The following is a 13,608-nucleotide window of genomic DNA, read 5'->3' on the forward strand; positions in this document are numbered from 1 at the left end:
CCGGCCCCTCTCCCGGTGGGAGAGGGGAGACAAGCGGCCCGCTGCACGGACAGCCCCCTCTCCCGCTTGCGGGAGAGGGTTGGGGTGAGGGCAGGAATGGTCAGAAGGTATTGCCCGCCCCCGGCTGGATGGCACCCGCGAACAACGCCTCACGTACCCGCGCCTTGTGCCAGCCACGGTCGCCCCAGACCTTGTCCAGGGCCCAGGCGCGTTTCATGAAGAGTTGCAGGTCCACTTCCCAGGTGTATCCCATGGCGCCGTGGGTCTGGATGGCGTTCTTCGCCGCCAGCATCGCCGCTTCGGCGCAGGCGATGCGGGCGTGGGAAACCTGGATGTCCTGCTCTGGCAGGCCGTTGGCGACGGCATGGGCGGCGCGATAGAGGGGGCCCTTGGCGAACTCGATCAGCACCGCGACGTTGGCCATCAGGTGCTTCACGGCCTGGAACGAACCCACCGGCTTGCCGAACTGCTTGCGCTCGAAGCTGTAGTCCACCGCCAGGTCGACCATGCGCTTGGCCAGGCCCAGCAGTTGGGCGGCGGTGCCCAGCGCGCCACGATTCTTCGCCGCGCCCCACAGAGCCCTGCCCTGTTCGCCTTCTGCCACGCGGGTTTGTGCGCTTGGCGTCCAGTCGACACGGTAGAGCTGGCGGCTCGGGTCCACCGATTCATTGCGGGTGAGCTGCACCTGTGCCGGCAGCACGGCGTGCACTTCATCGCCATGGGGCAGCAGCAGCAGGTCGGCCACATGGGCGTCGGCCACGAGTGGATTACCCGGTTCGCCCACGGCGAGGCGGGCCTTGCCTTCAGCGATGCGGGTCAGCCATTCGCCTTGCAGGTCGAGCTGGCCCGGCAGGGAGGTGAGCATCGGCACGCCCACCAGCATGGTTTCCACCAGCGGCTCGGGCAGTCCGGCATAGCCGCACTCCTGGGCCAGCAGGATGAAATCCAGTTCGTTCATGTCCAGCCCACCGAAGCCGTCCGGCACGGTGATGGCGGTGAGGCCCAGTTCGGTGAGCTGGGTCCAGAGTTCGTCGCTGCGGCCGCTCTCGCTCTGCCACAGCTCGCGGATGCGTTCCGGGATCACTTCATTGGTGAGGAAGGCGCGCACGTTGTCCTGGAACAGCAGTTGGTCGTCGCTGAAGGTGAAGTCCATGGCGCGCTCCTCAGGCTCGCGGCATACCGAGCATGCGCTCGGCGATGATGTTGCGTTGGATCTCGTTGGTGCCGGCGTAGATCGGACCGGCCTGGGCGAACAGGAAACCGTCCAGCCAGTGACCGACATCGCCGGCATCCGGCGCGTGGGGCAGCAGTTCGCCGCGCAGGCCGAGGATCGACAGCGCCGTCTCGTGCATGCGCTGGTCCAGCTCGGACCAGAAGATCTTGTTGGTGGAAGATTCCGGGCCGATCTTGCCGCCCTTCCCCAGCCGGGACGCGGTCATGTAGGTGTTCAGGGTGTAGGCCTCGGCGTCCATCCAGGCGCGCATGACCGCTTCGCCGATGGCCGGATCGAGGTCCGCCTGTTGACGGTTGGCCAGGTAGAGCTGCACCAGGCGTCGTGCGGTTTCCTGGAAGCGGGCCGGGGAGCGCAGCATCAGGCCGCGTTCGAAGCCGGCGGTAGACATCGCCACATGCCAGCCCATGCCCTCCCCGCCCAGCACGTTATCCACAGGCACTTCCACGTCGTCGAAGAAGATTTCGGCGAAGCCCGGCAGGCCGTTGAGCTGCGGGATCGGGCGCACGGTGATGCCGGGGCTGTTCAGCGGCAGGAGGATGAAGGTAAGGCCGTGGTGACGGCTGGACTGCGGGTCGCTGCGGAACAGGCCGAACAGCCAGTCGGCCCAGACGGCACGGGTGGACCAGGTCTTCTGGCCGTTGAGCACGTAGACATCGCCCTTGCGCTCGGCGCGGCAGCGGATGGCGGCCATGTCGGAACCGGCGTTCGGCTCGGACCAGCCCTGGGCCCAGATTTCCTCACCGGTGGCCATCTTCGGCAGGAAGCGTTCCTGCTGCGCGGCGGTGCCGAACTCCATCAGGGTCGGGCCGAGCAGGAAGATGCCGTTCTGGTTCACGCGGGCCGGGGCGCCTGCGCGGTAGTACTCCTCTTCGAAGATCAGCCACTCGATCAGGTCGCAGCCGCGTCCGCCGAGTGCCTTGGGCCAGGTCACCATGCCCCAGCGGCCCTCGTTGAGCTTGGCTTCCCAGGCGCGGTGCTGGCGGAAGCCTTCTTCGCAGTCGAAGGATTGCAGCGGCTGGGCCGGCACGTTGGCCGCCATCCAGGCGCGAACCTCCTCACGGAAGGCCCGCTGTTCAGCTGTGTAGGTCAGTTCCATGGCTTCAGCCCTTGAAGGTGGCAGTGCGCTTGTCGACGAAGGCATCGCGGGCTTCCTGGGAATCCAGCGAGCGATAGGCCTGCAGGGTGAAGCCCTGCTCCCAGCGGTATTTGTCTTCGAGGTTGCCGTCCTCGATGCCGGTCAGCGCCTCTTTCGCCAGGGCGATCATGGCCGGGCTCTTGGCGGCGATCTTGCGGGCGATATCCAGGGCAGCCTCACGCAATTCGGCGCGGGGCACCACGCGCTCCACGGCGCCCAGGCGGTAGGCCTCGGCGGCGTCGATCATCTCGCCGGTGAAATACATGTGGCGCACCTTCTGCACCGGGAACAGGCGCTGCAGGTGAGCGCCGCCGCCCATGGCGCCACGGTCCACTTCAGGCACGCCGAAACGCGCGCAGTCGGAGGCGACCAGAATGTCCGCCGCGCCGCAGAGGCCAATGCCGCCGCCGAGGACGAAGCCGTGCACGGCGATGATCACCGGCTTGGGATTGCGGTGGACGGCCTTGAAGCTGTCGTAATTGCCCTTGTTGACGGCGACGATCAGGTTACCGTCGGCGGCCAGTTCCTTGATGTCCACACCGGCGCAGAAACCCCGCCCCTCGGCACGGATGACAATGACGCGGACCTCGGGCGATTCACCCAGGCGTTCCAGCTCGGCGGCGATGGCTGCCCAGCCCTTGCTGTCGAAGGCGTTCACCGGCGGATGGTCGAAGACCATCTCGGCGATGCCGTTGTCGATGCTCACGTGAAATGGATTACTCATCCGGCTCCCCCTCGATTATTCGTTTGTTCGCTCGTAGGGTGCGCCGTGCGCACCACTATTCCCGGTGCGCACGGCGCACCCTACGCATGCCCCGCAAGGCGGCACAGCTCGGCGAGTCGCTGCTCGGCCTGCTGCACGATGGATTCGATGAGTTCGGCGCAGCCCGGCAGGCTGTCGATGGCGGCGGCGACCTGTCCGGCGGGCAGCACGCCCTCGGCCGGAAGGCCGTCGACCATGGCCTTCTGGATCACCATGGGCGCGTTGGCGGCCATCAGTGTCTGGGCAGCGGTCAGGCCATCTGCGCCGCTGAGCTTCAGGGCGCTGCCGAGCAACTGGCCGATGCTGGCGCCACTGTGGCGGCGGTAGGCCAGGGCACTGCGCAGGGCCAGCAGCAGGCGCTTGAGGCCGCCGGAGCGCTCCAGGCTGTCGAGCAATTCGTTGCGGATCATCCGTTGCGGCATGCCGTCGATGGCGCGGCTGACGATGATGGCGGCCGGATCGCGCACCTTCAGGTAGCGCTCCAGGGTGGCCTTCGGCACCGGGCTGTCGGCGCTCATCAAGAAGCGCGTGCCCATGGCGATGCCGTCGGCGCCGAGGGCCAGGGCGGATACCAGGCCGCGTCCGTCCTTGAAGCCGCCAGCGGCGACCACCGGAACATCGACGGCATCCACAACCTGGCCGAGCAGGATCGAGGTGGGTACTGAGCCAGTGTGGCCACCGCCCTCCCCGCCCTGCACGGTCACGGCGTCAGCGCCCATTTCCACAGCCTTCATCGCGTGCTTGAGTGCGCCCACGGTAGGTATACAGACCACGCCGGCATCCTTCAGCCGGGCGACCATCGCCTTGCCCGGCGAGCGGCTGTAGCTCACCGCACGCACGCCGTGCTTGAGCACCAGCTCGACGATCTCGCCGGCGTTGGCCTGGTACATGTGGAAGTTGACGCCGAAGGGCTGGTCGGTCAGCCGCTTGGTCTCGAGGATGGCGGCTTCCATGTGTTGCGGTTCGATGGTGGCCCCGGCGAGGAAGCCGAAGCCGCCGGCATTGCCGGTGGCCGCCACCAGTCTCGGGTCGGCCACCCAGCCCATGGCGGTCTGGATGATCGGATAGCGGCAGCCCAGCAGGCGAGTCAGGCGGGTGTCGAGGGAGATCGCCATCACGCCTCCGAGGGGTTGCGCTGGGACTGAGCCATGGCGCGGGCGTCGTAGCCACCCAGCTTGTCGCCACTGATCAGTTCGTTGTGCACGTGGGCGAAGTGGTGCAGGCCGAACACCATGTCCATGGTGGCGCGCTTGCCCATCAGGTCTTCTGCGTTGTTCACCGCCTGCTTGGTGAGCTGCAGGCCCATGCGCGGCATCTGCGCGATGCGCCGCGCCACGTCCAGGGTCACGTCTTCCAGCACGTCGCGGGGCACCACCTTGTTGACCATGCCCATCTGATAGGCACGCTCGGCGCCCATGCGCTCGCCGAGGAAGAGGAATTCCTTGGCGATGCGCGGATTAAGTTCGTGCACATGGGCGAAGTACTCGACACCGGGAATGCCCATGCGCACCACCGGATCGGAGAAGTAGGCGTCTTCCGAGGCGATGATCAGGTCGCAGACCCAGGCCAGCATCAGCCCGCCGGCGATGCAGGCGCCCTGCACCATGGCGATGGTCGGCTTGGGCATGTCACGCCAGCGCCGGCACATGCCGAGGTAGACCTCCTGTTCGCGGGCGTAGAGAAACTCGCCGCCCGGCTTGTTCACGTGGTCGTACCAGAGGCTGGTGCGCTCGAAGCTCTGGTTGACATCGCGACCTGGCGTACCGATGTCGTGGCCGGCGGAGAAATGCTTGCCGGCGCCACGCAGGACGATGACCTTGACGTTGTCGTCGTCGCAGGCGCGCTTGAAGGCGGCGTCCAGGGCGTAGGTCATGCGCGAGTTCTGCGCGTTGTGGTACTCGGGGCGGTACATGGTGACCAGGGCCAGCGGGCCCTGCACCTCGTACTGCACCACCTCTGCTTCTGCGGCCTGTTCGTGGCTCATGTGTGCGGCTCCGCCTTAGTGGGTCATGGCCTGGGCGCGCACGCCCGGCGGATTGTCCTTGAGCTGGCTGGCGCGCAGGTTGTGCGGGTCCAGTTGCTGGATGAGGATCAGTTGTTCGAGGGTCGGCGCGGCGGTGGTCGGGATCTCGTCCGGCACATACAGCGGGAAGCCGGTGGCGGCCTGCACTTCGTCCGCCGTGACGCCCGGATGCAGCGAGCGGATGCGCATCTGCCGGTCGGGGCCCTGGAAGTCGAGCACGCAGAGATCGGTGACGATCAGGCGCAGGTCGATTTCGTCGAGCGACCAGCCACGGGCGAGGCGCTCGGGGTTGTAGCCAACCGAGGCCACCACATCCACTTCACCGTCCACGAACACCCGTTTGTTGTGGCCGGGCACCATGAAGGAGTTGGCGTGGCTGATGGAGTTGCCGGGGAAGCCGCGCACCCCGAGCATCTGCGACTTCGGTTTGGCGTGGTCGCCGATGCAGGAAATGTTGGCCTGGCCGAAGCGGTCGATCTGCACCGGGCCCACCAGGGCGTGGCGCTTGCCGCTCCAGACGTTGTCGAAAATGCGCGAGAAGCCCATCCAGCTGTCGAACTTGGGCTGGTAGCCGCCGCGCGGGCCGATCGGCACCGGCTCGGCGACCATGAAGGCTTCGGAGTCGGTCATCATCAGTTTGGCGTTGCTGTTGAGCATCGCCAGCGACGCGGCCAGGCGCTGCAACACGCCGATGCCGGTGGCGAGCACCTCACCGTCGTCCGCGAACGCTTCGGAAGCGGCGCAGATCATCAGTTCGGCGAGGCTGTAGGGTTGATTGGTGGCAGTCATCTCAGCGTCCTCAGAAAACCGGGAGCGGCAGTTGGCGAATCGCGTCCAGGCCGCCTACACGGGCCAGGTATTCCGCTTCCCCGCAGTTGACGTAGCGTTCCATGTAGGCCTGCCAGCCATCCGGCTCGGCGGCCGATGCGTTGTAGGCCTTGAAGTGGGCGGTATCGAAGCCGTAGAGCGGCGCGCAGGACGACGGATGGGCGCCGCCTGCCAGGTGCACCACGGCACTGGTGCAGTTGCGCTCCCAGAACACCTGGCGGGCGCGGGACGGGTCCTCGTGGAACCAGGCGCTGTCCACCAGCTCGTCGCAACTCACGTAGGCCTTCTCGGCGGCACGCACGAAGAGGTCGTCCATGTAGTGATCCGGGCCGGCGATCTGGCAGACGCCACGGGCATCGGCGCGGTCGACGTGGATCAGCGCGGCATCCAGCTTCAGCGCCGGCATGGCGACCCAGTCGCGGCTGTCGTCGTAGGGCGAGCTGACCAGCTTCAGTTCCGGGTTGATGCGCAGTACATCGGTACCCAGACCCACGGCGGTGGGAATGAAGGGCACGCCCATGGCGGCGGCCTTGAGGCCAAGCAGCAGCATGCCTTCGTCGATTTCCATCACCTCCACCGCGCCTTCCTGGCGGGCTTTGCGGAAGTAGGGTTCCAGCGGAATGAAGTCCAGCGAGACGAAGGCGTAGATCAGCTTCTTCACCTTGCCGGCGGCACAGAGCATGCCGATGTCGGCGCCGCCGTAAGCGACCACGGTGAGGTCCTTGAGGTCGGAGCGGAGGATCTCGCGAACGAGAGCCATGGGCTTGCGCCGCGGGCCCCATCCACCAATGCCGATAGTCATGCCGTCGCGTAGTTGGCCGACCACGTCGGCGGCGGTCATGCGTTTGTCCATGGGCGGCTCCTTATTGACGGCCGACGCTGAAGTCGTGGCCCCAGTGGCTGACCACGGTGCTCTCGAAGGGTGTGTGGCGTTCCCAGTCCATGACCTTGCCGCCGCAGCCGTACTCCAGGTCGAAGCCGCCCGGGGTCTGCATGTAGAAGCTGGTCATGTCGTCGTTGGTGTGGCGACCGAGGGTGGCGGACAGCTTCACGCCGCTGGCGTGCATGCGGTCCAGGGCGCGGCCCACGTCGTCCAACTCGCCTACTTCCACCATGAGGTGCACGCAGCCCGAAGGGATCGGGCACTCGAACAGCGCCAGGGAGTGATGGCGGCCGTTGTTGCAGTGGAGGAAGTGGATGCGTTTTTCCGGTTCGGCCGGATCGGGGGTGAAGCGCACTTTCATCAGGTCGGACAGGCCGAAGCCCATGACGCGCTCGTAGAAGTCCAGGCAGCGGTCGAAAGACGGAGCCGGCAGTACCGCGTGGCCCATGCCCAGGTCGCTGGTGACGAAGCCGCTGACGCCAGCCGGGGAAACGAAGGGGGCGAAGTTCTGCTGCGGTCCCCAGAAGAGTTCGTGGCGGTTGCCATCCGGGTCGGCGAAGCGCGCCAGCTCCTGCACCTTGCGGCCGGACGCGTCGGCTGCGCTGGCGCGCTGGACCTCGACGTCGGCCTGCTGCAGTTCGGCTATGGCCTGTTCGAAAGCGGCCTTGCCGGCGACTTCCCAGCCACAGGCGCCGTAGCCGTCACGGTCGGCACGCTCCACCAGGATGCGATAGGGGCGCTCGTCCATCTTCAGGTAGAGCCGCTCGTCCGCAACGGCATCCACCATCATGCCAAGCACCCCGGCGGCGTACTCGCGCCAGCGGTTCAGGTCGGTCGAGGCTACGGTGACGTACCCCAGGCCACGGATATCCATGCGGTTCTCCTCATTGTCGTTATCGCCGCGCACGCCAGGCGCGGGGCTCTATGGGGAGGGATTAAATCGGTGGCCCGGGGAGCGGGCATCGTCCGTTGGGACTAGCGCGAAAGGCGCGTGGGACGGGGCTTCGGCTATATCTGCGTTAGCTGTTGCCACAGATCGGCCATCGGTCCAGGGGCCTTGTAGGAGCTAGCTTGCTAGCGAAACGGCGCCATTCGCTGGCAAGCCAGCTCCTACGTGCAATCCAGCCCCTTGCAACACTTAATGCGGACACAGCAAATGAATTCGCAAAAGCAGACAGCCTTGGAATCCAGCGGAAAAATCTGGTGGAAATTTCCCACTGCAGAATGAGCCATTGGCGCAGTAACTTAGCCGACGGATCACTCTCGAGGGACGGCGATGGACTCACTCACCCAGGCAGTGCTCGGCGCCACCATCCAGGGCGCGCTGCTCGGCCGCTGGCAGGGGCGCAAGGCGCTGCTCTACGGCGCCGTGCTCGGCACGCTCCCCGACCTGGACGTAGTGATCCGCTACACCGATGCCGTGGCGGCGATGACCTACCACCGGGGCTTCAGCCATTCGATCTTCGTGCTCAGCGCCCTGGCGGCGTTGCTCACCCCTCTGGTGCGACGATGGCGGCCAAATCCCGGCTATTCCACGCGGCGGCTCTTCCTCACCCTCTGGCTGGTGCTGGTGACCCACCCGCTGCTGGATTGCTTCACCAGCTATGGCACCCAGTTGTTCTGGCCACTGATGACGCCGCCCATCGCCTGGTCGAGCATCTTCATCATCGACCCGCTCTACACCCTGCCCCTGCTGGCGGCGGTGATTGGCGGCGTGCTGTTCGGCCTGCGTGACCGCACGCCACGGCTGCCAGTGGCGGCGCTGGCGCTGTCCAGCCTCTACCTGCTCTCGACCCTCGGCGGCAAGTTCATGGCCGAGCAGCACGTGCAGGAGGTGCTGGAACGGGACGGCATTCGCCCGCAGGCGATGTTCAGCACACCGACACCGTTCAACACCCTGCTCTGGCGGGTGATCGTGCTCGATGGCGAGGACTACCACGAAGCCCTGGTGAGCTGGTTCGACCACGAACCGCCACGGCTGGAACGCATCCCTCGGGGCACCGAACTGGCGCGGCGCCTGCGGGATTCGCCGCAACACCTGCGGCTGGCCTGGTTCACCCACGGCATCCTGCGCTACGACCAGATCGACCAGGTGCTGGTGGTCACCGACCTGCGCCTGGGCATGACCGGTTTCCATCCCTTCCGCTTCATCCTCGCCGAACGCCGGGACGGCAGCTGGCAGCCGGTGACGGAAGCTCGCCGCTGGCATACCGACCGTGGGGACCTGGAGCGGCTCAAGGTGCTCTGGCAACGGATCTGGCATGAGGATCAGGCGGTTCCGCTTTCCACCTGGGCGGGGCTGCTGCAGCGTTAGAAAACTGGCGAATCCGCCCTGCCCTCATGACGCCGAACCTGCGGCCGATAAAGTCTCTGGCGGCACCTGCGGCTGGACTACCCTTGCCAGCATCGGACTTCACCAGCGGGGACGGGACATGAAAATAAGACAGAAAATGGTCGCCTCCGGAGCGATCAGCGTGCTCGCCGCAGCCCTGCTGGGTGGCATCGGATACTGGGGACAGACCGAACTGGCCGGGGCGCTGGCGGAGAACCAACTGAGTGTCAGCGCCCTGCGCAATCACCTGGAGGGCGACATGATGCACGACGCCCTGCGCGCCGACGTGCTGGCGGCGCTGGTGGTGCAGCCGGGCGACCAGGCCGGGGCCGACCAGGTACGCAGTGACCTGCGCGACCACAGCGAATGGTTCCGCCGCACTCTGGGCGAGAACGCCAAACTGCCGCTGACGGCGGATATCCACAGCGCCATCGCCGAGTCCCAGCCGGCCCTGGAGGCATACATCGGCGATGCCGAGCGCATCGTCAATCTCGCCTTGCGCGATCCGCAGGCGGCGCGTGGCGAGCTGCCGGCCTTCGAGCGCAGCTTCGGCGAGCTGGAAGAGAAGAACGAGGCGCTGAGCGGCAAGATCGAAGCCCACGCGGCGAAGACCCGTAGCGATGGCGAGGCAGCCGTGAGCAGCGCCGCCGCCTGGCTGGTGGGCGGCATCCTGCTGGTGATCGGCCTGCTCTGCCTGGTGACCAGCCAGCTGATGCGCGCGGTCCTGCGCCCGCTGGAGAAAACCGTCGGCGTGGCCCGCGCCATCGCCCAGGGCAACCTGCTCACCCAGGTCAGCATCGACAGCGACGACGAAGCCGGCCAGTTGCAGCGGGCCCTGGCCGATATGCAGGGCAACCTGCGGCAGATGATTGCCACCATCCGCAGTGAGAGCGAGGAACTGCGCGGTACCGCCCACCGCCTCAGCGAAACCTCGCAGAGCATCGTCGACGGCGCCAGCGAGCAATCCGACAGCGCCACCAGCATGGCCGCGGCCATGGAGCAGATGATCGCCAACATCGGCCAGATTGCCGAACATGCGCGCAATGCGCAGAGCATTTCCGCCCAGTCCGAGGACCTGGCCGGCAGCGGCGGCACGGTGATACTCGGCGTGGTGGACGGCATGAACCGCATCGCCGACGCGGTGAACCAGTCGTCCAGCACCATCACGGCGCTGGGCCAATCGTCAGAGGAAATCCACTCCATCATCCAGGTGATCAAAGGCATCGCCGAACAGACCAACCTGCTGGCGCTGAACGCCGCCATCGAGGCCGCCCGCGCCGGGGAAGCCGGGCGCGGCTTCGCGGTGGTGGCGGACGAAGTGCGCAACCTGGCGGCACGCACCGCGCAGTCGACCCAGGAGATCACCGGGATGATCCAGCGCATCCGCGAGTCCACCCAGCAGGCGGTGGACAGCATGCAGACGGGCGTGGAGCGGGTGCAGGACGGCGTTGGCCTGGCGCGGCAGGCGGGTGAGTCGATCAGCGAGATCCGCAGCGGCGCCCACCGTGCGGCGGAAGTGGTGGAGGAGATTTCCCACACCATTGGCGAGCAGTCCAGGGCCAGCAGCGAAGTGGCCCAGCGGGTGGAGCTGATCGCCCAGATGTCGCGGAGCAACAGCCAGGCCATGCGCGACCTCGCCAACGCCGCCGAAAGCCTGGACGCCGTGGCCAGTGCGATGCAGTCGTCGGTGGCGCGGTTTCAGATTTGAGTCTGGCGACCACTACCCTCATCCGAACGCGGCCCGCCCCAGCCCCTCTCCCAGAGGGCGAGGGGTGACTCGCGCCTGCGAGGCACAAGTCATCCTGAGGCCCACATGGGCCTGAAACGGGGCAGATGCGGTGGGGCGGGGACTGCGCCCCGTCAGGAGGCCGAGCGGAATCGTTGCAGAGGGGGACGAGCGGCATGGATGCCGCGAGAGGCGTGTGGGGCCATGGATGGCCCCTCTCGCCGTGCCCCCGGCGCAACGATGGAGCAAGGGGACCCGGCGAAGCCGGGCCGAATGCAGGGGCAAGACCGTTGCTTCCTTTGGGTCGACTGCCAAAGGGAGTCGCCCGGCAAGGCGAAACGGAAGCCTGACGCCCACTCGTACATGAACCGAGCAAACGAACCTCAAGCCCCCGGCACCGAATCGCCCATCCAGCGTGAAGATCCAAAAGAAAACCCCGGCACATGGCCGGGGTTCTTGTTCGTACAGCGGAATATCAACCCGCTTCGTAGCCTGCAACCTTGCTGGCCTGGGCCTTGCTGCCAAGCTTCAGACGGTAGCAACCCCACATCACCAGCAGCCATACCGGGATGGCGTACACCGATACCTGGATGCCCGGGATCATCAGCATGATGCCGAGGATGAACAGCACGAAGGCCAGGCACAGGTAGTTGCTCATCGGGTACCAGAGGGCGCGGAAGCCGGTGCGAACACCGTCCTTGTCCATCTGCTGGCGGAACTTCAGGTGGGAGTAGCTGATCATCGCCCAGTTGATCACCAGGGCAGCTACCACCAGGGACATCAGCAGCTCCAGCGCATTCTGCGGGACCACGTAGTTGATCACCACGGCGAGGAAGGTCACGGCCGCCGACACCAGCAGCGAACGTACCGGTACACCGCGCTTGTCCACCTTGGCCAGGGCGCGCGGGGCATCACCCTGCTCGGCCAGGCCCAGCAGCATGCGGCCGTTGCAGTAGGTACCGCTGTTGTAGACCGATACCGCAGCAGTCAGCACCACGAAGTTCAGCAGGTGGGCGGCGGTGTCGCTGCCGATCAGCGCGAAGATCTTCACGAAGGGGCTGCCGCTGTAGGCATCGCCCGCGCCGTTGATGGAAGCCAGCAGCGCGTCCCAGGGGCTCAGGGAGAGCAGCACGACCAGGGCGCCGACATAGAAGATCAGGATGCGGTAGATGACCTGGTTGATGGCCTTCGGGATCACCTGCTTCGGTTTGTCGGCCTCGGCAGCGGTGAAGCCGAGCATTTCCAGGCCGCCGAAGGAGAACATGATGAAGGCCATGGCCATCACCAGCCCGCTGACGCCGTTGGGGAAGAAGCCGCCATGGGCCCAGAGGTTGGCGACCGTTGCCTGCTCGCCGCCGCTACCGCTGAACAGCATCCAGCAACCGAGGACGATCATGCCGACGATGGCAACCACCTTGATCATGGCGAACCAGAACTCGGCCTCGCCGAAGAGTTTCACGTTGGCCAGGTTGATGGCGTTGACCACCAGGAAGAAGACGGCAGCAGTGGCCCAGGTGGGGACGTCCGGCCACCAGTAGTGGATGTACTTGCCCACAGCGGTGAGTTCGGACATGCCGACCAGGATGTAGAGCACCCAGCAGTTCCAGCCGGAGAGGAAGCCGGCGAAACCGCCCCAGTATTTGTGTGCGAAGTGGCTGAAGGAGCCGGCGACGGGCTCTTCGACGATCATTTCGCCCAGCTGGCGCATGATCAGGAAGGCGATGAAGCCGCAGATGGCGTAGCCGAGAATCATCGAAGGACCGGCGGACTTGAGCACGCCGGCGGAACCGAGGAAGAGACCGGTGCCGATGGCGCCGCCGAGGGCGATCAGCTGGATGTGGCGATTCTTCAGGCCGCGTTTCAGCTCGCCCGAGTGTTGCATCTCACTCATTGCGTCACCTTTTGTTGTTGTCGTGACGGGATTTCACCCGCCGGGCTTGTGGTCCGGCGGAAGTTTGCAAGGCGGGTAAACCTTATTGCGCGTCTGGCTGTACCTCCGGAGCAGCATTCCTGAATGCTTCGAGGGCTTCGCAGCGCGCAGCGATATCGAGGATGCGCGGATAGGCCGACAGGTCACAGTCGAAGCGTCGTGCGTTGTAGATCTGGGGAACCAGGCAGGCTTCCAGGTAGCCGGGGCGGCTGCCCAGGGAGAGCTTGCCGCCGAAGGCTTCCAGGCCCTTTTCCACAGCGGCGAGACCTACGTCCACCCAGTGGCGGTACCAGGCATCCTTGGCCTCGTCGGCGACGCCCAGTTCAGCCTTGAGGTACTGCAGCACCCGCAGGTTGTTCAGCGGATGTACATCGCAGGCGATGTGCATGGCCAGCGAGCGCACCAGGGCGCGCTGGGCGGGGTCGGCCGGCAGCAGGGCCGGTACGGGGAAGACTTCTTCGAGGTATTCGAGGATGGCCAGGGACTGGGCGATACGGATTTCGCCACCGGCATTGCCGGCATCCAGCAGCAGCGGCACCAGGCCCTGGGGGTTGAGTTCGCGATAGGCGTCCTGATGCTGCTGGCCGCCATCCTTGACCAGGTGCACCGGCTCCTGGCGATAGGCCAGGCCCTTGAGGTTGAGGGCGATACGCACGCGGTAGGCAGCGCTGGAGCGCCAGTACCCGTAGAGGGTGAGTTCTGTATTCATGGCGTCGGGCCGAATTTTTGTTTGCGCCATCTCACTCTGGCAGGG

At 66.1% G+C, this 13,608-nt stretch carries 12 protein-coding genes; 2 read left to right on the top strand and 10 right to left on the bottom strand.

Translation table 11 applies throughout. From position 1 onward, the window contains the following. Positions 1-100 precede the first annotated feature (100 nt). The 8 genes from E8E91_RS05710 to E8E91_RS05745 form a co-directional block, all read right to left on the bottom strand. Entirely contained in the window at positions 101-1,153 is a 1,053-nt protein-coding gene (locus E8E91_RS05710) for an acyl-CoA dehydrogenase family protein (protein ID WP_280374959.1), read from the bottom strand. Positions 1,154-1,163: 10 nt separating this feature from the next. Beyond that, positions 1,164-2,330, bottom strand: a complete 1,167-nt coding sequence (locus E8E91_RS05715; RefSeq protein ID WP_280374960.1) for an acyl-CoA dehydrogenase family protein — start codon at positions 2,328-2,330, stop codon at positions 1,164-1,166. A gap of 4 nt (positions 2,331-2,334) precedes the next feature. Beyond that, the gene (locus E8E91_RS05720; RefSeq protein ID WP_280374961.1) at positions 2,335-3,093 is read right to left on the bottom strand and encodes an enoyl-CoA hydratase family protein; all 759 of its coding nucleotides are present in this window, start codon (positions 3,091-3,093) and stop codon (positions 2,335-2,337) included. A gap of 80 nt (positions 3,094-3,173) precedes the next feature. Then, the gene (locus E8E91_RS05725) at positions 3,174-4,247 is read right to left on the bottom strand and encodes a nitronate monooxygenase (RefSeq protein WP_280374962.1); all 1,074 of its coding nucleotides are present in this window, start codon (positions 4,245-4,247) and stop codon (positions 3,174-3,176) included. Continuing rightward, positions 4,247-5,116, bottom strand: coding sequence for an enoyl-CoA hydratase (locus E8E91_RS05730; RefSeq protein WP_280372591.1), 870 nt, complete (start codon positions 5,114-5,116; stop codon positions 4,247-4,249). The genes E8E91_RS05725 and E8E91_RS05730 overlap by 1 nt, the downstream gene beginning before the upstream one ends. A 15-nt stretch (positions 5,117-5,131) precedes the next feature. Next, the gene (locus E8E91_RS05735; protein WP_280374963.1) at positions 5,132-5,944 is read right to left on the bottom strand and encodes a ketoacid CoA transferase; all 813 of its coding nucleotides are present in this window, start codon (positions 5,942-5,944) and stop codon (positions 5,132-5,134) included. A gap of 10 nt (positions 5,945-5,954) precedes the next feature. After that, positions 5,955-6,836 (bottom strand): CoA-transferase, encoded by an 882-nt coding sequence (locus tag E8E91_RS05740; RefSeq protein ID WP_280374964.1) that lies wholly within the window; start codon positions 6,834-6,836, stop codon positions 5,955-5,957. Between the two features lie 10 nt (positions 6,837-6,846). Then, positions 6,847-7,740 carry a VOC family protein gene (locus tag E8E91_RS05745; protein ID WP_280372594.1) on the bottom strand — a complete coding sequence of 298 codons (894 nt, stop codon included), beginning with the start codon at positions 7,738-7,740 and terminating at the stop codon, positions 6,847-6,849. 402 nt (positions 7,741-8,142) lie between these two features. Here E8E91_RS05745 and E8E91_RS05750 point away from each other — a divergent pair, with 402 nt between their 5' ends. Beyond that, positions 8,143-9,180 (top strand): metal-dependent hydrolase, encoded by a 1,038-nt coding sequence (locus E8E91_RS05750; RefSeq protein ID WP_280374965.1) that lies wholly within the window; start codon positions 8,143-8,145, stop codon positions 9,178-9,180. Between the two features lie 118 nt (positions 9,181-9,298). Continuing rightward, positions 9,299-10,906: a methyl-accepting chemotaxis protein gene (locus E8E91_RS05755; RefSeq protein ID WP_280374966.1), complete on the top strand. Its 1,608-nt coding sequence runs from the start codon at positions 9,299-9,301 to the stop codon at positions 10,904-10,906. Between the two features lie 493 nt (positions 10,907-11,399). Here E8E91_RS05755 and E8E91_RS05760 read toward each other — a convergent pair whose 3' ends face one another. Beyond that, positions 11,400-12,815, bottom strand: a complete 1,416-nt coding sequence (locus E8E91_RS05760; protein ID WP_280374967.1) for an amino acid permease — start codon at positions 12,813-12,815, stop codon at positions 11,400-11,402. Positions 12,816-12,897: 82 nt separating this feature from the next. Beyond that, complete coding sequence (gene maiA, locus E8E91_RS05765; RefSeq protein ID WP_280374968.1) at positions 12,898-13,563, bottom strand: maleylacetoacetate isomerase; 666 nt, start codon at positions 13,561-13,563, stop codon at positions 12,898-12,900. Between the last annotated feature and the right edge of the window lie 45 nt (positions 13,564-13,608).

Source organism: Pseudomonas sp. BN515, assembly GCF_029873155.1.
GTDB lineage: Bacteria > Pseudomonadota > Gammaproteobacteria > Pseudomonadales > Pseudomonadaceae > Metapseudomonas.

What these genes read in the sequence shown, in the direction of transcription:
- E8E91_RS05710 (WP_280374959.1), bottom strand. Translation starts at nt 1,153, where the DNA reads ATGGACTTCACCTTCAGCGACGACCAACTGCTGTTCCAGGACAACGTG.
- E8E91_RS05715 (WP_280374960.1), bottom strand. Translation starts at nt 2,330, where the DNA reads ATGGAACTGACCTACACAGCTGAACAGCGGGCCTTCCGTGAGGAGGTT.
- E8E91_RS05720 (WP_280374961.1), bottom strand. Translation starts at nt 3,093, where the DNA reads ATGAGTAATCCATTTCACGTGAGCATCGACAACGGCATCGCCGAGATG.
- E8E91_RS05725 (WP_280374962.1), bottom strand. Translation starts at nt 4,247, where the DNA reads ATGGCGATCTCCCTCGACACCCGCCTGACTCGCCTGCTGGGCTGCCGC.
- E8E91_RS05730 (WP_280372591.1), bottom strand. Translation starts at nt 5,116, where the DNA reads ATGAGCCACGAACAGGCCGCAGAAGCAGAGGTGGTGCAGTACGAGGTG.
- E8E91_RS05735 (WP_280374963.1), bottom strand. Translation starts at nt 5,944, where the DNA reads ATGACTGCCACCAATCAACCCTACAGCCTCGCCGAACTGATGATCTGC.
- E8E91_RS05740 (WP_280374964.1), bottom strand. Translation starts at nt 6,836, where the DNA reads ATGGACAAACGCATGACCGCCGCCGACGTGGTCGGCCAACTACGCGAC.
- E8E91_RS05745 (WP_280372594.1), bottom strand. Translation starts at nt 7,740, where the DNA reads ATGGATATCCGTGGCCTGGGGTACGTCACCGTAGCCTCGACCGACCTG.
- E8E91_RS05750 (WP_280374965.1), top strand. Translation starts at nt 8,143, where the DNA reads ATGGACTCACTCACCCAGGCAGTGCTCGGCGCCACCATCCAGGGCGCG.
- E8E91_RS05755 (WP_280374966.1), top strand. Translation starts at nt 9,299, where the DNA reads ATGAAAATAAGACAGAAAATGGTCGCCTCCGGAGCGATCAGCGTGCTC.
- E8E91_RS05760 (WP_280374967.1), bottom strand. Translation starts at nt 12,815, where the DNA reads ATGAGTGAGATGCAACACTCGGGCGAGCTGAAACGCGGCCTGAAGAAT.
- maiA (WP_280374968.1), bottom strand. Translation starts at nt 13,563, where the DNA reads ATGAATACAGAACTCACCCTCTACGGGTACTGGCGCTCCAGCGCTGCC.